This is a genomic window from Candidatus Nitrospira salsa (assembly GCF_965152625.1).
In genome coordinates, this window is record NZ_CBCUCO010000004.1 from 121,653 (window position 1) to 140,000 (window position 18,348).

Genomic DNA, 18,348 nt, shown 5'->3' on the forward strand with positions numbered 1-18,348 from the left:
GTATTTTGTCGATGATCAGAGAACGTTGGTCGTATAAGAAAGGACCCATACCATATGAGTACTGCAGCCACAGTTGACCCTAAAACGAAAGACTATAAAGTCGCAGACATCACCCTCGCCGATTGGGGAAGGAGAGAACTCGAAATTGCCGAAACTGAAATGCCGGCATTGATGGCATTACGGGAAAAATATCGAGCGCCCCAACCGCTAAAAGGCGCTAAAATCCTCGGCTGCATTCATATGACGATTCAAACCGGTGTGCTCATTGAGACGCTGATTGAACTCGGAGCGGAAGTCCGCTGGTCTTCCTGCAATATTTTTTCGACCCAAGATCACGCCGCTGCCGCCATTGCGGCACGCGGAATCCCAGTCTATGCCTGGAAAGGTGAAACCGCAGAAGAATATGACTGGTGCCTTGAGCAAACGATTTTGAAAGATGGGGAGCCGTGGGACGCTAATATGGTGCTGGATGATGGCGGTGACTTAACGCTCATGCTTCACGAAAAATTTCCAGCCATGCTTGACCGAATTCATGGCGTGACTGAAGAAACCACAACTGGCGTGCATCGTTTACTAGAAATGCTGAAAAAAGGAACGCTGAAAGTTCCGGCCATTAACGTCAATGACGCCGTGACCAAATCCAAGAATGATAACAAATACGGCTGTCGTCACAGTTTAAACGACGCAATTAAACGGGGGACGGACCACTTGCTCGCAGGCAAAAAAGCCCTGGTGATTGGGTATGGCGACGTCGGAAAAGGATCGGCACAGTCACTTCGTCAAGAAGGTATGATTGTGAAAATCTCGGAAATTGATCCGATTTGCGCCATGCAGGCCTGCATGGATGGATTTGAAGTCGTTTCACCCTACAATGATGGAATTAATACAGGAAAAGTCGAAAACATCAACAAGACGTTGCTGAGCAACACTGACCTTGTCGTCACCACGACTGGTAATTTTAATGTCTGCGACTCAGCCATGTTGCAATCGCTCAAAGCTGGCGCGGTTGTCTGTAATATTGGGCATTTTGACAATGAGATTGACACGGCCTACATGCGCAAGCACTGGGAATGGGAGGAAGTCAAACCTCAAGTGCACAAGGTCTATCGTGACAAGGCTCACAATGATCACTTACTACTCTTGTCTGAAGGGCGCCTTGTCAATTTAGGTAACGCAACTGGTCACCCATCTCGAATTATGGATGGGTCGTTTGCGAACCAAGTCCTTGCACAGATTTACTTGTACGAACGGAAATTTGCCGATCAGCAAATCCAGAATGTAACCGTGCAGGTTTTACCGAAGAGCCTCGACGAAGAAGTGGCGGCTCATATGGTTCGTGGATTTGGAGGAGTTATTACCAAGCTCACAAAAACTCAAGCCGACTACATCAATGTCTCCGTAGACGGACCATATAAAGAAGATAGCTACAAATACTAAGAGGTATACTGACGTCACGAAAGATCGCCATGGTGAGCTTGAACCAGTTCAGGTCACCATGGCCTACCACTCCCCACTTGGCATTCTCCACTATTACAGATTCCTCAAAAATTAGCCCGCATACTGTAAGGCTCTGTCACTGAGCTGTAATCACAGATAGCGATAATTTAAGCGGATTCTCATTCAGTATGGTCTTGGGTAAGAGCAAAGCCTGGCTTTACAAGATTTCCTCCAACGTGTATCCTATAGTCACCTGTCACAATCGGAGTTTCCTTCCGGAAATTCCCTATTTACTCTTCAAACAGCGTTACAAACTTGCATTCACTGAAGCCCGAGGTTCTATAGATGGACGCCACCACTAGACAATTTGATTATCTCACCACGTTCCTGTTTGGAACGATCGTCGTGGGGGCCATGATCGGCCTTCCGATATTCACCTATTACTACGACTTTTCATGGGTGGATTGGACGATGTTCGTGATCTTGTACATCTTCACTGGACTCGGAATCACGGTTGGATACCACCGCTTATTTGCACATCGAAGTTTCAAATGCGCGAAGTGGGTAGAGATGGTCCTACTCATTGCCGGCGGCATGGCTCTACAAAATTCTGCACTGAAATGGGCCTCTGACCACATTCGCCATCATGCCCGATGCGACGAAGACGAAGACCCCTATAACGCCAAGCTCGGCTTCTGGTGGAGCCATTGCGGATGGCTATTCTGGAAAGACACAGACCCGTCCTTATATGACAAATATAAAACGAAGCTGAAACAAAACCCTCTGGTCATGTGGCAACATCAAAATTATATCGCGGTTGTGATTGCCGGGTTAGCTTTCCCCTTTATCATTGGGTTTCTTTACAATGGGTGGATTGGCGGAGTCAGTTGCTTTCTCTTAGCTGGCGTGGCGCGAACGTTTTTCGTACTCAACTCAACGTTCTTCATTAACTCAATCTGCCATTTATGGGGAAATCAACCTCACGGGACCTCTGACTCGAGTCGAGACAGTTGGTTTGTGTCCCTTCTAACCTTTGGAGAGGGATACCATAATTATCATCATATGTATCAAACGGATTATCGCAATGGAGCACAGTGGTATAATTTCGATCCATCCAAGTGGTTGATATGGACATTGAGTAAATTCGGATTTGCTTACGACCTCAGACGACAGTCTGTGCCATAATAATGCAATTGTCATTTAGGTCTGGTGTGATAATGACCTTACTCCCCCAACTTCACCAGCCTCGGGCAACTCAGGTTCTTCACCATTCCGACCTACACCCTCCTCACATAATCTCGCGTCAATTCATATTGCGAACCTCAGAACCTGTGTGCTAGATTCGCCTGTATTCACGCGGGTTTTCTCGCATCACACAACAATGGTTTTTCTAGGATTGCAGCGTGATTTCTCGTAACGCTGGAAAAATGAGGCGTGTGATTCACATATCGGGACTCATTAAGACATGCTGACAGAAGAAATCCAACAACTCACTGATCGATATGTCATGAATACCTATGACCGGCTTCCAATGTCCATTGTTCGCGGACAAGGATGCCAGGTCTATGACGCAGAAGGACGAGCCTATCTTGATTGTGTGGGAGGCATTGCGGTCAATGCGCTGGGGTACGGCCATCCAGATCTGATTGCCAGCATCAAACGACAAATTCGTCAGCTCATTCACACCTCAAACCTCTTTTATACAGAACCTCAAGCCAAACTCGCGCGTGAATTGGCTGAACAATCATTCGCTGACAAAGTATTTTTTGCCAATAGTGGAGCAGAGGCCAATGAAGCGGCCATAAAGTTAGCCAGGAAATATAGCCACGAACATTTTGGACCAGATCGATCTGAAATTCTTACGATGGTGAATTCTTTTCATGGTCGAACGTTGGCAACACTGACCGCAACCGGTCAAACAAAAGTGCAGCTTGGTTTTGAGCCTCTGGTTCCTGGGTTCAAGTACGTCCCCTTCAACGACCTTCAGGCACTTGAAGCAAATATTTCTGAGCACACAGCGGCGATTATGCTGGAACCTATTTTAGGAGAGGGTGGAGTCGTTGTTGCAGATACGGACTACCTCAAGGCGGTACGCAATCTCTGTACGGCGCGAAATATCCTCCTGATTTTTGACGAAATTCAAACGGGCATGGGGCGCACAGGCACTTTGTTTGCCTATCAACAATTTGGCATTCAACCGGACATCATGACATTGGGCAAAGGTTTAGGCGGAGGCATGCCAATCGGAGCGTGTCTTGCTACCGATGAAGTTGCGAAAGTCTTTACATACGGAACACATGGTTCGACCTTTGGGGGAAACCCGCTCGCCTGTACTGCTGCCCTGCAAGTGATTCGAATTCTACTTGAAGGGGAAGAACTTAAACGATCTCAAGAACGGGGAGCCTATCTGCAAAAAATGCTTTTCACTCTAAAGGAGAATTTTCCCATCATCAAAGAAGTTCGAGGCCGAGGGTTGTTACAAGGCCTGGAGCTCTCGGTCGACGGAAAACCGATCGTGATGGACTGTCTGGCTCGTCGGGTCATCATTAACTGCACGATGGGAAACGTGCTTCGATTTATTCCGCCACTTATTATTACTCAAACAGAGATTGACTCACTGATCACTATCCTGTCGAATGTTTTGACCAAACAAGCACTAACGACGACACACCCTTGACGATTCAGGAAATCCATCTATGGCTTCATCAACAACACGGTCTTCTCGAAAAACCCCCAAAGATCTCTTAACGATTGCCAGTCTTTCCGTTCGACACATCACGGCCTTGATCAAACATGCCCAATCGCTAAAGACCAAACGCCGAGCACGCCGAATGCCCAGACCGTTAGTGGGAAAAACACTGGGGTTAATTTTCGAAAAACCTTCCACGCGAACCCGCGTCTCGTTTGAAGCAGGGATGAACCAATTAGGCGGGCAATCGTTATTTTTGGATTCTGAGAAAATTCAATTGAGTCGAGGGGAAAGCCTCGCGGATACCGCCCAAGTGCTCTCGCGTTATTTAGATGGCCTTGTCGTCAGAACATTTGATCAGACGACCCTTGAGGACTGGGCCACCTATGCGACGATTCCGGTCATTAATGGACTCACCGATCAATGTCACCCCTGTCAGATTCTCGCTGATCTCTTCACCATTTCGATTAAAAAAAAGCGGCTCAAAGGGTTAAAGCTCGCCTATATCGGCGATGGAAATAATGTGACACATTCCCTCCTTGAGGCCGGTGCGCTCATGGGTATGCACGTGTCGGTGGGCTGTCCATCCGGGTATGAGCCAGACCAGAAAATTGTGGACTGGGCACAAGAGGAAGCCTTGAAGACCAAAACAAAGATACAGGTAACCGCTGATCCGGTTGAGGCCGTTCGAAACGCCGACGTGCTGTATACCGACGTCTGGATCAGCATGGGACAAGAGCGGGAGCAAAAACGGCGGCTCAAAGCTTTGACTCCCTACCAGGTCAATGAGGGACTGTTACGAAAGGCCAAAGCTGATGCCATGGTCATGCATTGCCTCCCGGCACATCGTGGGGAAGAAATTTCAACTGGCGTCCTCGATGGTCCACAAGCCGTGGTCTTAGAGCAAGCGGAAAATCGACTGGATATGCAGAACGCCATCTTAATTGATTGGCTGGGATCGTGAACCGAAAAACCTTAGTAACTCGTGTTCTTTTCCAGCGTGAATAGCTAACTAGGTGCACCTCTCGAAATGTTGACCAAACGAAACAAGGATGCCTGTCGAACATGACACGAGGTGGACTGTTTTACTGTCCACCCCCTTGGAACAACACGGAACATTATCTAGCGGATCAAGCGAATATTTGCGACACGACACTAGGACGAACTCCAACATGAAGAAACCAATAAAACACTCCAAAGCAGTACTCGCGGGCTTCGCCAAGTCAATCTAAAAGATTCATGGAACGGCCAAAGGGTTCAGCACTCAACACTGAAACGTTTTTTTCGACACTCCACACCCTATAGTAGGACGAATGTTGTTATGAAAAAAGTAGCCAAAAAAAAGGCAGCCATGTCATCTCCATCTCTCTCACCCCAACAGTCCAAGAGCAAGGTTGTATTAGCCTATTCTGGTGGGTTGGACACCTCTGCCATCTTGCGCTGGCTGAAAGACACCTATCAATGCGAGGTCATTGCATTCTGCGCCGATCTAGGCCAAGGCGAAGACTTGGAAGCGATTAAACGAAAGGCCGTGGCCGTGGGAGCCTCGAAAGTCTACGTTGAAGATCTTCGAGAAGAGTTTGCCAAACACTATGTGTTTCCCATGTTACGAGCGAATGCCGTGTACGAAGGGAGTTATTTGTTGGGCACGTCAATCGCCCGCCCGTTGATCGGGAAACGTCAAATTGAAATTGCAAAAAAAGAAGGCGCAACATTTGTTAGTCATGGATCTACTGGAAAGGGAAACGATCAAGTTCGGTTTGAACTTGCCTATGCAGCACTGGCACCTGACATTCGGGTGATCGTCCCATGGCGAGAGTGGTCATTTACCTCGCGTGACGACCTCATTACCTATGCCAAAAAACATCGCATCCCGATTACGGTCACCAAGGCCAAACCCTATAGTATGGACCTCAACCTTCTTCACATAAGTTATGAAGGGGGCATCTTAGAAGATCCATGGGTGGCCCCACCGGAAAATATGTTTAAAATGACCGTGTCCCCTGAACGCGCACCGAATAAAGCTGAATCCATAGAGGTTCAATTCAATAATGGAGACCCCATTGGCATTGACGGCAAACGCCTGAAGCCGTCAGCGTTGCTCGATCATCTGAACCGACTTGGGGGCAAACATGGCATCGGTCGCGTGGATCTCGTGGAAAATCGGTATGTCGGCATGAAAGCCCGCGGAGTGTATGAGACTCCAGGAGGCACAATTTTACATGTCGCTCATCGGGGTCTAGAGTCCATCACCATGGATCGAGAGGTCCTTCACCTTCGTGACAGTCTCATCTCACGCTATGCCGAACTGATTTATAATGGCTATTGGTTTTCGCCAGAGCGCGTGATGCTTCAAACAGCATTCGACCAAGCGCAGCAAGACGTAACGGGAACCGTTCGACTTAAGCTCTATAAGGGAAACTGCATCGTCACTGGCCGACGTTCAACACGGTCTTTATACAAAAAACATCTTGCCACGTTTGAAGAAGGACAAGGATTTGACCAACGTGATGCGACGGGATTCATTCGGATTAATGCTTTGCGATTAGCCATGCAAACCGAACGGAACAAAAAGAATGACAGCAAGTAAAGGATAGTCGATGGCACAACATCCCCGAAAAAAATCAGAATCGCGATCACGGAGCAATACGAACACTCGCACTGCCACAACAACGACAACAAAGAAATCTTCGCGTTCCCAGCAAAAAAAACTATGGGGAGGTCGATTCAAGAAACACACCCATCATCTTGTTGAACGGTTTACGTCTTCACTCCCTTTTGATCAACGGCTCTATCACTACGACATTCAGGGGAGTATTGCACACTGCAAGACGCTCCATCACGCCAAAGTGATCAAACGACACGAATGTCAAACGATTATTCGCGGATTAGAAAAAGTTCTCGTCGAAATTCAACGAGGCCGCTTCGAGTTTCGAAACGAAGATGAAGACATCCACATGAGTATTGAACGCCGACTGACCCAACTCATTGGTCCGCTCGGCGGCAAACTCCATACAGGAAGAAGCCGTAATGACCAAGTCGCCCTGGACCTTCGTCTGTACGTCAGAGATTCGATCAAGGCTTTAATCGCTGGATTGATACAACTCCAGAAAGCCATGACGGTTCAAGCTCGTCGATACCAACAGGTCATTATGCCTGGCTATACGCATCTTCAACGAGCACAACCGGTTCTCTTTGCTCATCACTTTTTGGCATATGTGGATATGTTCGAACGAGATAAAGGAAGACTAACAGATGCCTTAAACCGGCTCAATGTCTTACCGCTTGGCGCAGGGGCATTAGCAGGAACGAACTATCCAATTGATCGAAGCTACACGGCTAAATTGCTCGACTTTCCTGCCGTGACGACTAACAGCCTGGATACCGTGTCAGACCGAGACTTTGTCGTGGAAGTTCTCAATGCCTGCTCTCTTCTCATGATGCACTTATCGCGAATGAGTGAAGAGTTCATTCTTTGGTCCTCTCAGGAATTCCAGTTTATTGAAATGTCGGATTCCTTCTGCACGGGAAGCAGCATGATGCCGCAGAAAAAAAATCCAGACGTCGCCGAATTAGTCAGAGGCAAAACCGGACGAGTCTATGGTCACTTGATGTCTGTCTTAACGACACTCAAAGGCCTCCCCCTCAGCTACAATCGAGATTTGCAAGAGGATAAAGAGCCGCTCTTCGATGCCTTAGACACCGTCACTGACAGTGTCTCGATTTATGCCGAGCTCATCAAACGGCTCAAGGTACGACAAGACGTTATGGCTGAGGCCGTTCAATCCGGATTACTCTTTGCGACAGAATTAGCCGACTACCTTGTGCGAAAAGGAATACCCTTTCGCGAGGCCCATGCCATCATTGGAAGTCTCGTAGGACAATGTGCCGAGCAAAAGAAAGACCTCGCGCACATCACATTACCGGAACTTCGATCTCACTCCTCACATTTCGCAAAAGATGCGTTGAACTTATTGACGCCTGAAGGGGCTATTCAGAGAAAAGATCAGATTGGAGGAACCGCGAGAAGACAAGTTCAAAGCAGGTTGCGTATATTAGAGAAACGCCTGTTATAATAGCCGGACTTTTTAATTGACATGCTCAAGAAACCTGATCGTCATGTTTCAGCCGATAAGAAAAATCGTTTCCTCTCAAGCAATCAGAGTCTGTAGCGTCAGCCTACTCTTTTGTTTTTGCGCTGGGTGCGGAGCGGCCGGCCCTCCGATTGCCCCGGAAGAGGTAGGTTTAGAGGCCAAAATTCGAGAACAACGGCAGCCTCCGCCTCAGCTGGGCGAAGACGGAGAACTCTTGATTCCAATTGAAGAGGAATCTGTTCATCTCCCTGCTCTGCGTCCCGTAGGTTCACGTTGAGAGTTCTGAGAATGAATGTTTCTGAATTTTTTGCGAAAATACCAATGAGACAACTCGTTCTTTGAAGAAAATCGTTCCGACATCAAACTGTTCTAAAACGAAAATGCCACGAACGAATTACGGACATGACAGGAATAAAACAATGCTCACTATTCCGTACGGCAAGTTAGTATAAAACCGCAATTCGCCATTAAAAAGAGATCTTATATTATGCATGACTTTCACTATCAAGATGACCAGCTCTACTGTGAAAACGTGTCGCTGGAAGAAATTGCACACAAAGTCGGTACCCCTTGTTATATCTACAGCCACAAGACGCTTGTCCGACATTTTCGAGCCTTTGATCAAGCGTTCGATGCGATCCCGCATACCATTGCTTATGCCATGAAAGCGAATTCGAATATTGCCATCCTTCGTCTCATGGCACAGGAGGGAAGCGGGGCCGATATTGTATCCGGAGGCGAGCTCTTTCGTGCACTGAAAGCTGGAGTGCCATCGCAGAAAATAGTGTTTGCCGGTGTAGGAAAATCAGGAGATGAAATCGAACAAGCTCTAAAGTCCGACATTTTAATGTTTAACGTGGAATCAGCAGGTGAACTTCAGTTGATACACGAAGTCGCGGGGAAAATGGGAGTTCGTGCCAGAGTTGCGCTTCGAATCAACCCGGACATTGATCCTAAAACGCATCCCTACATTTCCACGGGACTCAAGAAAAGCAAGTTTGGCATCGGTGCAGAACGTGCACTGGAAGAATTTAAGACTGCGACCACATTGGCGCATATCGATGTTGTGGGTGTGCATTGTCATATCGGTTCGCAATTGACTGAGCTGACACCCTTTACTGACGCACTCAAAAAAATCCTAGCGTTGATTGAAACCCTTAAGGTTCAGGGTATCAATATTCGCTACATCAATATTGGCGGGGGCCTCGGCATTACTTATTCCGATGAAATTCCCCCACACCCCAAGGAACTCGCCGCTGCCATTTCGCCACTCCTCCATGACCTGAAATGTCAGTTGATTATGGAGCCGGGGCGGTCTATTGTTGGCAATGCCGGCGTGATGATGACTCGCGTTCTGTACAACAAAGATACTGAGGCCAAAAAGTTTGTGGTGGTCGATGCGGCCATGAACGACTTGCTACGACCAAGCTTGTATGATGCCTATCATGAAATTCAACATGTTCGAAAACCATTTAGGAATCAGGTGAAAACCGTTGACATCGTTGGCCCCATTTGTGAGTCAGGAGATTTCCTTGCGAAAGATCGCGAGATACCGGAGACCGCTTCAGGAGATCTTTTGGCCGTTATGAGCGCAGGCGCATATGGCTTCACCATGGCCTCGAACTATAACTCGAGACCCCGTGTTCCAGAGGTACTGATTAAAGACCATGACATTCACGTCATCCGTGCACGAGAAAGCTATGACGACCTGATCCGAGGGGAAACCATTCCCTCGTTTTTGAAAGATGGGGAAATATCATAGTCATGAGTTTTCCTGTGAGTCGACACAAAAGATCGTGATCTAATTTTTTATTTAAGGCTCTCTCTATTTATTGAGGTTCTATGATATTTTCAGGTTCTTTAGTGGCCATTGTGACGCCGTTTAAAAATGGGACGTTTGATGAGGTCGCCTACGCCGAGTTGATTGAATTTCAAATTGCCAACGGGACGCATGGCATTGTCCCTTGCGGGACAACAGGAGAGTCGGCCACCTTGACACCTCAAGAACACGAACGAGTGGTCGCCTTAACGGTCGAAATCGTTCAGCGGCGGGTCAAAGTTATCGCCGGTACTGGATCAAATTCCACAGATGAAGCCGTGACGTTCACGAAGCATGCGAAAGAAGTCGGAGCCGATGGCGCACTACTCATCACCCCGTATTACAACAAGCCCATGCAAGAGGGACTGTTTCAGCATTATTCCGCTGTGGCAAAGGCATCCGATATCCCTTTAGTGCTTTACAATATTCCAAGTCGAACAGGCGTGAATATGACGCCAGAGACTATCGCAAGGCTCTCAGACATTTCCTCAATCGTCGCGGTCAAAGAGGGGAGTGGATCATTATCGCAAGTTTCAGCCATCATTGAACAATGTGGCGAGAAGATGACGGTGCTCGCTGGCGATGATCCCTTAACGCTTCCGATGATGGCCATTGGCGCCAAAGGCGTGATTACTGTCACAGCCAATGTGGCTCCGGCCGACATGGCCAATATGGTCAACTTGGCATTAAAAGGAAACTATGAAGAAGCCAGAACACTTCATTATAAATTGACCCCGTTGTTTTCGGCATTGTTTTATGAAACCAATCCCATTCCTGTCAAAGCCGCGTTGTCAAAGATGGGAAAACTTCAGAATGAACTGCGGCTTCCATTGACCCCCATCTCACCTCAAAATCAAGAGAAATTATTTCAAGTCATGAAGACCTGCGGTTTGGGCTAAGGAATTCCTTCGCTATGATCAACACGATTATCATGGGCGCAGCAGGGCGTATGGGCAAACGACTGGTTGCCTTAGTCCAAGAATCAGCAACCATGCAGCTGGCTGGCGCTATAGAAAACCCGGGGCATCCTGCATTAAACCGTGACGCAGGAGAAGAAGCGGGGAGTGGACGGGCAGGGGTCATCATACAAAATACGCTTGGGGAGGTTCTTCAAGACGCACAAGTCATCATTGATTTCACCGCACCTCAAGCCACCCTGTTAAATCTGCAACTCGCCGTGAGTCAAAAAAAGGCCATGGTGATAGGCACCACCGGATTTGATCAAGAAGAACTTCAACAACTAAAAGATTTAGCCAAACAGATTCCGTGTGTTTTTGCCCCCAACATGAGTGTCGGAGTGAATGTCCTGCTGAGCGTCGTTGGAAAAGTTGCGAAAGCCTTAGGCGAAACCTACAACATTGAGGTCATTGAAGCCCATCACAATCAGAAGAAAGATGCGCCAAGTGGCACGGCCCTGAAAATTGCTGAAGTGCTAGCCGGAGGAATGGACTGGAACTTAGAAGACGTCGGAGTCTATGAGCGGCATGGGATCATCGGCCAACGAAAGACCAAGGAAATCGGCATACAAACCGTTCGTGCTGGAGATATCATCGGCGATCACACCGTCTTGTTTGGCGGTCCTGGAGAACGAATTGAAATCACCCACCGAGCCCACACTCGTGATACCTTTGCCATGGGGGCTTTACGCGCCGCTGAATGGGTTGTCACGCAACCCCCTGGACTCTACACCATGGCCGACGTTTTAGACCTTGCCTAAGTTGTGTCGGAGTCAGATCCGACCGTACAGACAAAGTCAGATATTGCCTTCATCTCCAAAACAGACATTCAAGCAGTATGATGGAACAGGTCGCTATCGACCCAGACTGTGTAAAAACTTTCCTACCCCATCATAGTCGGTACGTCAGCTGATCTTTTTTTCGTTGTTGCTCTTCGTTTTGCCTGCCCCTTCTCGTTTGGGTCACCACGAACATTCCTGTTGCATTACCGGTGGCGCTGATGCGCCGAATTTTTGTGTAGGAAGGCAGCCCTCAGGCCTGGATCGCGTTGAGGAGCGGTTTGACGCCGAGAATCGCCAGCACTCGTTTGACGTTATACGCCAACACATGCAAACTCATTTCGGTGCCCACATGCTTGAGCGTTTTCATTTGGAAGTGGGTGTACCCCATCCAGGCTTTTAAGGTCCCGAACGGATGTTCGACCGTTTGTCGTCGCGTGCGCATCCGCTCCGGTTCTCGATCGAGGCGGGCTTCGGCGGCCTCCAGCACCGCTTCATGTTCCCACCGCGTCACGCGTCGATGGGGCCCGGTCGTGCACTGCGACTTCATGGAGCAGTTCGGACAGTGGGAGGACCAGTATTTGTGGTTTTTCAATCCTTTCTCGTGTGTTTCAAACCGCCAGATCAAGCGTTCCTCGGCTGGACATTCATATTCATCATCGTCCGCGTGGTAGATGAAATCACGTTTGCTAAACAACCCTTTCTTCGGACTCCCTGATGTCTGTGGCTTGGGGAGATAGGTCGTGATCTTCGACTGCTCGCAGGCGAGGAGTTCTTCACTCGTGAAGTAGCCTCGGTCAGCGACGACATCGAGCGTCTCCGATCCGATCGCCTCTTTCGCTTGTTGTGCCATATGGTGCAACTGGTGTCGATCATGTCCGACATTGGTGACCTCGTGCATCACGATCAAGTGATGTTTCGTATCCACGGCCGTCTGCACGTTGTACCCCACCATCCCCGTGCCCCGCCCACTGGTGGCCATTGACCGTGCATCCGGATCCGTCAAGGAAATCTGGTGGTCTGGCGCTTGATGCATCTGGATTTCAAGTTTCTTGAGGCGTTTCATTTCCGTCTTCAGAGCCGTGATCTTCTTCGCCAGCCGTTGAGCTTTGGCCTTGGCCATCGCCGCTTCTTGGCGATCGGCACTGGCGATCTGGCTCAGATAGCGGTCAATGCTCTCATCAATCTGTTCCAACCGGCGCTGCAGCTTGGCCTTGGTAAAGTTCCGGTCTCGGTTATTCACGGCCTTGAACTTACTGCCGTCGATGGCCACGAAGGCCTCGGCAAACAGATCGAGCTTCTTGCACAGCATGATGAACTCACGACAGACTAAGCGAATCGCGTGGCCATTGTTCTTGCGAAAGTCGGCGATGGTTTTAAAGTCTGGTGTTAAGCGGCCGGTGAGCCACATGAGCTCCACGTTGCGGTGCGCTTCTCGTTCCAGGCGCCGACTGGACTGCACCCGGTTGAGATACCCGTAGACATAGAGCTTCAGTAGTATGGTTGGGTGGTAGGCCGGACGCCCCGTTTTCTCCGAATGGGTTTTGAAGCCCAGCCCGGAGAGGTCCAGGTCGTCAAGAAAGACATCGATGACCCGAACCGAGCTGGCCTCGGCAATGTAATCATCCAATCGTTCGGGGAACAAGGTCGCTTGGTGGCGATCGTCACCTTGAATAAATCCGCTCATCACACACCTCCGTGAGAAAGGTGGAGTATACCTGCTTGCTGAGTTTTCACACAGTCTGGCCCCAAAGCAGACATCGTGGTGATGTGAGTTTATGAAGCAAAGAAGTAAGGAGAAAAGGGGAAGGATTTATTTAATTCTTTTGTGAGTCTATTCAGTTGGCGTGATTTCAAATTTAAGGAGTGACAAATGGATACTAAAAGATTTCGGGCTTCTGTTCAGTATAACGACTGGAAAGGGACTTCTGCAGCTGATAGCGCGGACGGAAACGGTCCAGGGAAGTGGCTGACAGACAACGGGCATAAGGAGGGAGATGAGTTCTTGTTGGGAGTTTCTATTTCTGTCGGTGAGAACCGTAGGGGACACGAAGGCCTCATATCTGTAGATTTTCTACTTTCTCCTGGAAATCACGACCACGTAAAGGCGATGATTGATTCAAGTCAGGGACCCGTCGAAGTTAGGAAAGTATCAGTCGAGATGAAGCTAACTGAATTCTTTGGCCTTTTTAAGAGATTTAGCATCGCACTATCACCGCACGGCATGCTAAGTGAACGCGATTACACGGATACAGAATGATGAATGCGCTAACAAGTTGGTGCAGGGGATGGCTGCCGTTAGATAGCAAGAGGGATTTACCAAGATTCAATGTCCGCTTCTGGCCGACCTGAGCCATTCGCGACGTAAACCTAAAGATCTATTGAACGTCCGCTTTTGATGACAGCTTGATATAATCTGACACCGCCTGTCAGATCGGATTTCGACAATTAATCTAAGCATACCGTTATTTCTTCTCTCTCATACACAAAGACCTATCCGTTTCTCCCAACAGAAGAAATCCATCTCCTGCATTTAATAAATTGATTGACAAAATCAAAAGGCGCGTGCTTTGATGCCCCCGTGCATCATAAAGCCCGTTTGTAAGACCGTAAGACATTATTGCATTAGTAGTAGGAGGAAGTTGTTATGGATATGTTTGGGAAGATTCCGTTAATTGAAGTTCCACTCCATATCACCCCAGATCAAAAACAGTGGTTGGATAAGATGGTGGAAGAAGGCCGAATTGCTGTTCCGCCGGGAGGAAGTTTAGAAAAAGGGTCTGTCATCTCCATGTTTCTTCGCATGCTCATCCACAATGCTATGGAAGAGCAAATGCGCCAAGCCGCACTTGAAGAGGATGATGACGATGATGATGACGACGACGATTGACGACTATAGCGAAACCAAATAACTTCTAGTTGTGACCTTGTCTCCGATTATTGCGACACCCTTTCCGTGTTGAATGGAATGGACAGCCAATGTTGGAGCCACTGTCCCGTCTGAAGCGTTAATTCAAGGTAGCCAAGACAGCGCAATACCACACTCCAGAGGCTTGGAAGTTTATAGGGACGGCTATAGAAGCTCGAATTAACGCAGTAATTTCATCACTTTTCCTGCAGCCGTTATTGTTTTACGTATGTTTTCTGGTGAGTGGGCGGTCGATAAAAATGCTGCTTCGTACTGTGAAGGGGCTAGGTAGACCCCTTGCCTAAGCATTCCATGGAAAAATTTTCCATATCGCGCGGTATCTGACTGTTTCGCACTTGAGTAATCGGTAATAGGACCTTTAGCAAAAAACCCGCCGAGCATCGAACCCACTCGGGTTTGATAGTAAGGAGTCTTCGCTTGCCTTGCGGCCTCTCCTAGTCCATCCGCCAGTTTCTTCGATTTCTTTTCTAGTTCTTCGTAGACACCAGGCTCGTTGAGCAAACTCAGAGTTTCTATTCCAGCTGCAACAGCTACTGGATTCCCCGAAAGTGTCCCTGCTTGATAGACTGGCCCTGCAGGGGCAATCATTTCCATAATGTCTTTTCTTCCACCGTAAGCTCCAATCGGCAACCCGCCGCCGATAATCTTCCCTAAACAGGTAAGGTCTGGCTTCACCTTTAATAGCGCTTGCGCCCCTCCAGGATGCACACGAAACCCTGTCATCACCTCATCAAAAATGAGAAGGATTCCATGTTTTTTGGTCAAATCGCGCAAGGCAGGCAGAAACTCCGAATGTGGAGGAACGACTCCCATATTTCCTGCAATTGGCTCAACAATAATACACGCAATCTTTTTCCCATGCTGTTTCAGCAATCGTTCGACGCTGCCAATATCGTTATATCTCGCAGTCAATGTATGTCCGGCAAAATCCTTTGGCACTCCAGGACTGTCTGGAATACCGAGTGTCGCCACTCCTGACCCCGCCTTAACCAACAAGTGATCGGCATGACCATGGTAGCAACCTTCAAATTTAATGATCGTATCCCGCTTTGTATACGCACGTGCCAGGCGAATGGCACTCATCGTCGCCTCAGTTCCAGAATTGACGAGACGCACGCGTTGGACTGACGGCATCATCTTTGTGACAAGTTCCGAAAGTTCAATTTCTTGTTGTGACGGGGTCCCAAAACTTGTTCCGTTTTTTGCCGTTTCAATAATCGCCTCTAAGACTTGTGGATGCGCATGCCCCACAATCATCGGTCCCCAGGAAAGCACATAATCAAGATATCGATTACCATCGACGTCAAATAAATATGCGCCCTTTGCTTTCTTCATCACGAGAGGAGTTCCGCCAACCGATCGAAATGCTCGAACAGGGCTATTCACGCCGCCGGGTATAAATCGTTGCGCTTTTTTAAACAGCCGTACAGACTGACTCGTTTTCACGTTGTGTCCTCCTCGAACAATCATTGAATAAAGAAAAAGACAAGTATAAAAATTTACACTATCTTAAAAAAAAACCAGAAAATTTTTCTGTGTGAGTGCCTAAGTCACGATCGCTCAACGGGCCAATGGTTCAAAAAAACTATCCACTATTTGAAACACTGTGCATCATGAACATGGGATTATAGGTGACTAGGTGGATGCGGTAGTTCCAAATCAAACAGCCCCTCGTAAGACGACCACCATTGATATTTTAGCTTCGCATTGACATTGTAATTATAGACATCCTTGAACACGGTTCCTCCTAATCTGCCGGCAATCGCTGAGTAAACTGTATTATCGCTTCACTCTTAACTGATGCATTGATTACAGGTGCTCTTGTGCACGGTGGTTCCCCGATCTATCAAGCAAACCAAGGGCAATCTATATTAGTGCTCTGCTCCAACTGATATATCTATTACAGGTGCACAAGTTAAGGTTTTAACACGACTCACCGATTTAATGTGTATAGTGGTGATATTAGAGCGAAGCCAAATATGTTTCAGTTTTTGCGCTCTGATAATCTAGCGTTGTTATAGGCATCAATTTCAGAAATGAAATTGGAACTGCTATAACACCAGTTCCTGAAAGGAGACGTCATGCACATTGACCAACGACATCAACCTGAAGCTGTCATTTTAGACTGTTGTGGAAGATTTGATGAAACCGACCATAATCATTTTATGGAAGCCATTGAAAAAATACAGACAGATGGGAAGAATCATGTTGTCGTCAATCTTACCTCATTGTACTTTTTAGACCCAAAGGTCATTAGTATCTTACATTTTGCCTACGAATATTTTCAGGCCAATTCTGGATCGCTTTCCCTTGTTAGTCCGCTGAGTGCTGTAAGAAATGAACTCAATATTGCGAATGTTCCTGAGAGTATTCCGACATATCCATCATTGTATGATGCACTTCATCGACCACATGTCGTACCGCCAAAAGAAATACCTGCCGCTGCGGCCTCTGCCTAATCACTATTAAAATATACTTCCTTAATAAAAACTTTCGCTTACTCTCTTGTATCTAAATATAATATAAAAAAGAAAGCCTACCATCCAGAACTTGGATGGTAGGCTTTCAAAATAATCTCGGCAACGACCTACTTTCCCACAGCCTCGCAGCTGCAGTATCATGGGCCCAGGAGGGCTTAACTTCCGTGTTCGGGATGGGAACGGGTGGAACCCCTCCGGTATGGTCACCGAGAAATTTTCTGTAAGACCGTAAAGTCTAATCGTAGACATTAAAGCACTAAGCTATGGCTATACGATTATTGTACTCTACGTCTTACTTTGATTTATGACCATGTCTATCAAGAGCAAAATGATGTTAAGTCTCACGGCCGATTAGTACTGGTTAGCTTCGAGCCTTTCAGCTCTTCCACACCCAGCCTATCAAACTCATAGTCTTTGAGTGGCCTTTAGGGAGGTAAACCTCCAGGGTAATCTTATCTTGAGGCTAGCTTCCCGCTTAGATGCTTTCAGCGGTTATCTAAACCGGACATAGCTACCCGGCACTGCCGCTGGCGCGACAACCGGCACACTAGCGGTCCGTCCATCTCAGTCCTCTCGTACTAGAGACAGACCCTCTCAAATTACCTCCGCCCACAACAGATAGGGACCGAACTGTCTCACGACGTTCTGAACCCAACTCTCGTACCGCTTTAACGGGCGAACAGCCCGACCCTTGGGACCAGCTTCAGCCCCAGGATGCGATGAGTCGACATCGAGGTGCCAAACTTCCCCGTCGATGTGAACTCTTGGGGGAAATCAGCCTGTTATCCCCGGCGTACCTTTTATCCGTTGAGCGATGGCCCTTCCACACAGAACCACCGGATCACTAAGCCCGACTTTCGTCCCTGTTTGACGTGTCCGTCTCACAGTCAAGCTCCCTTTTGCCTTTACACTCGACGGCTGATTGCCGACCAGCCTGAGGGAACCTTTGGGCGCCTCCGTTACCTTTTAGGAGGCGACCGCCCCAGTCAAACTACCCACCAGACAATGTCCCTGCTCTGGATGACAGAGCCAGGTTAGAATGTCAGAAAACTAAGGGTGGTATTTCAAGGTTGGCTCCACGAAAGCTAGCGCTCCCGCTTCAAAGCCTCCCACCTATCCTACACATACTCGCCCAACACACAATGTCAAGTTGTAGTAAAGGTGC

The 18,348-nt window shown here is 48.0% G+C and carries 15 protein-coding genes and 2 rRNA genes (1 of these 17 cut by a window edge); 13 read left to right on the forward strand and 4 right to left on the reverse strand.

Going from position 1 to position 18,348, the window contains the following annotated elements; translation table 11 throughout:
* The first annotated feature begins 54 nt into the window (after positions 1–54).
* From ahcY to dapB, 10 genes are all read left to right on the forward strand, one after another.
* On the forward strand, positions 55–1,437 hold the full coding sequence (gene ahcY, locus ACWQXP_RS14580; RefSeq protein ID WP_454063613.1) for an adenosylhomocysteinase: 1,383 nt from the start codon (positions 55–57) through the stop codon (positions 1,435–1,437).
* Between the two features lie 345 nt (positions 1,438–1,782).
* Complete coding sequence (locus ACWQXP_RS14585; RefSeq protein WP_454063614.1) at positions 1,783–2,622, forward strand: acyl-CoA desaturase; 840 nt, start codon at positions 1,783–1,785, stop codon at positions 2,620–2,622.
* Positions 2,623–2,902: 280 nt separating this feature from the next.
* Positions 2,903–4,114 (forward strand): acetylornithine transaminase, encoded by a 1,212-nt coding sequence (locus tag ACWQXP_RS14590; RefSeq protein WP_454063615.1) that lies wholly within the window; start codon positions 2,903–2,905, stop codon positions 4,112–4,114.
* A 19-nt stretch (positions 4,115–4,133) separates the two neighbouring features.
* Positions 4,134–5,090 (forward strand): ornithine carbamoyltransferase, encoded by a 957-nt coding sequence (gene argF / locus ACWQXP_RS14595; RefSeq protein WP_454063616.1) that lies wholly within the window; start codon positions 4,134–4,136, stop codon positions 5,088–5,090.
* Positions 5,091–5,477: 387 nt separating this feature from the next.
* Positions 5,478–6,716, forward strand: coding sequence for an argininosuccinate synthase (locus tag ACWQXP_RS14600; protein ID WP_454064713.1), 1,239 nt, complete (start codon positions 5,478–5,480; stop codon positions 6,714–6,716).
* A gap of 10 nt (positions 6,717–6,726) precedes the next feature.
* Positions 6,727–8,202: an argininosuccinate lyase gene (argH, locus tag ACWQXP_RS14605; RefSeq protein ID WP_454063617.1), complete on the forward strand. Its 1,476-nt coding sequence runs from the start codon at positions 6,727–6,729 to the stop codon at positions 8,200–8,202.
* A 43-nt stretch (positions 8,203–8,245) separates the two neighbouring features.
* Positions 8,246–8,497, forward strand: a complete 252-nt coding sequence (locus tag ACWQXP_RS14610; protein ID WP_454063618.1) for a hypothetical protein — start codon at positions 8,246–8,248, stop codon at positions 8,495–8,497.
* Positions 8,498–8,707: 210 nt separating this feature from the next.
* Entirely contained in the window at positions 8,708–9,982 is a 1,275-nt protein-coding gene (gene lysA, locus ACWQXP_RS14615; RefSeq protein ID WP_454063619.1) for a diaminopimelate decarboxylase, read from the forward strand.
* An 83-nt stretch (positions 9,983–10,065) separates the two neighbouring features.
* The gene (dapA, locus tag ACWQXP_RS14620; protein ID WP_454064714.1) at positions 10,066–10,938 is read left to right on the forward strand and encodes a 4-hydroxy-tetrahydrodipicolinate synthase; all 873 of its coding nucleotides are present in this window, start codon (positions 10,066–10,068) and stop codon (positions 10,936–10,938) included.
* Positions 10,939–10,952: 14 nt separating this feature from the next.
* Positions 10,953–11,756 carry a 4-hydroxy-tetrahydrodipicolinate reductase gene (gene dapB / locus ACWQXP_RS14625; RefSeq protein WP_454063620.1) on the forward strand — a complete coding sequence of 268 codons (804 nt, stop codon included), beginning with the start codon at positions 10,953–10,955 and terminating at the stop codon, positions 11,754–11,756.
* Positions 11,757–12,027: 271 nt separating this feature from the next.
* Here dapB and ACWQXP_RS14630 read toward each other — a convergent pair whose 3' ends face one another.
* The gene (locus ACWQXP_RS14630) at positions 12,028–13,461 is read right to left on the reverse strand and encodes an IS1182 family transposase (protein WP_454063621.1); all 1,434 of its coding nucleotides are present in this window, start codon (positions 13,459–13,461) and stop codon (positions 12,028–12,030) included.
* 186 nt (positions 13,462–13,647) lie between these two features.
* On the opposite strand from ACWQXP_RS14630, the gene ACWQXP_RS14635 reads away from it, so the two are divergent.
* Positions 13,648–14,034, forward strand: a complete 387-nt coding sequence (locus ACWQXP_RS14635) for a hypothetical protein (protein WP_454063622.1) — start codon at positions 13,648–13,650, stop codon at positions 14,032–14,034.
* 387 nt (positions 14,035–14,421) lie between these two features.
* Positions 14,422–14,664 (forward strand): hypothetical protein, encoded by a 243-nt coding sequence (locus ACWQXP_RS14640; RefSeq protein ID WP_447970046.1) that lies wholly within the window; start codon positions 14,422–14,424, stop codon positions 14,662–14,664.
* Positions 14,665–14,862: 198 nt separating this feature from the next.
* Here the strand turns inward: ACWQXP_RS14640 and hemL are convergent, their stop codons facing one another.
* Positions 14,863–16,149 (reverse strand): glutamate-1-semialdehyde 2,1-aminomutase, encoded by a 1,287-nt coding sequence (gene hemL / locus ACWQXP_RS14645; protein WP_454063623.1) that lies wholly within the window; start codon positions 16,147–16,149, stop codon positions 14,863–14,865.
* A 635-nt stretch (positions 16,150–16,784) separates the two neighbouring features.
* Here hemL and ACWQXP_RS14650 point away from each other — a divergent pair.
* A complete protein-coding gene (locus ACWQXP_RS14650; protein ID WP_454063624.1) occupies positions 16,785–17,162 on the forward strand; it encodes an STAS domain-containing protein in 378 nt (125 codons plus the stop codon).
* A gap of 115 nt (positions 17,163–17,277) precedes the next feature.
* Here the strand turns inward: ACWQXP_RS14650 and rrf are convergent.
* Together rrf and ACWQXP_RS14660 are read right to left on the reverse strand one after the other, a co-directional pair.
* Positions 17,278–17,394, reverse strand: a 5S ribosomal RNA gene (gene rrf, locus ACWQXP_RS14655).
* Positions 17,395–17,513: 119 nt separating this feature from the next.
* Positions 17,514–18,348 (reverse strand): 23S ribosomal RNA (locus ACWQXP_RS14660) (it continues 2,186 nt past the right edge of the window).

Bases quoted from the DNA above. Each gene is read 5' to 3' on its own strand.
- ahcY (WP_454063613.1), top strand. From the start codon at position 55: ATGAGTACTGCAGCCACAGTTGACCCTAAAACGAAAGACTATAAAGTC.
- ACWQXP_RS14585 (WP_454063614.1), top strand. From the start codon at position 1,783: ATGGACGCCACCACTAGACAATTTGATTATCTCACCACGTTCCTGTTT.
- ACWQXP_RS14590 (WP_454063615.1), top strand. From the start codon at position 2,903: ATGCTGACAGAAGAAATCCAACAACTCACTGATCGATATGTCATGAAT.
- argF (WP_454063616.1), top strand. From the start codon at position 4,134: ATGGCTTCATCAACAACACGGTCTTCTCGAAAAACCCCCAAAGATCTC.
- ACWQXP_RS14600 (WP_454064713.1), top strand. From the start codon at position 5,478: ATGTCATCTCCATCTCTCTCACCCCAACAGTCCAAGAGCAAGGTTGTA.
- argH (WP_454063617.1), top strand. From the start codon at position 6,727: ATGGCACAACATCCCCGAAAAAAATCAGAATCGCGATCACGGAGCAAT.
- ACWQXP_RS14610 (WP_454063618.1), top strand. From the start codon at position 8,246: ATGTTTCAGCCGATAAGAAAAATCGTTTCCTCTCAAGCAATCAGAGTC.
- lysA (WP_454063619.1), top strand. From the start codon at position 8,708: ATGCATGACTTTCACTATCAAGATGACCAGCTCTACTGTGAAAACGTG.
- dapB (WP_454063620.1), top strand. From the start codon at position 10,953: ATGATCAACACGATTATCATGGGCGCAGCAGGGCGTATGGGCAAACGA.
- ACWQXP_RS14630 (WP_454063621.1), bottom strand. From the start codon at position 13,461: ATGAGCGGATTTATTCAAGGTGACGATCGCCACCAAGCGACCTTGTTC.
- ACWQXP_RS14635 (WP_454063622.1), top strand. From the start codon at position 13,648: ATGGATACTAAAAGATTTCGGGCTTCTGTTCAGTATAACGACTGGAAA.
- ACWQXP_RS14640 (WP_447970046.1), top strand. From the start codon at position 14,422: ATGGATATGTTTGGGAAGATTCCGTTAATTGAAGTTCCACTCCATATC.
- ACWQXP_RS14650 (WP_454063624.1), top strand. From the start codon at position 16,785: ATGCACATTGACCAACGACATCAACCTGAAGCTGTCATTTTAGACTGT.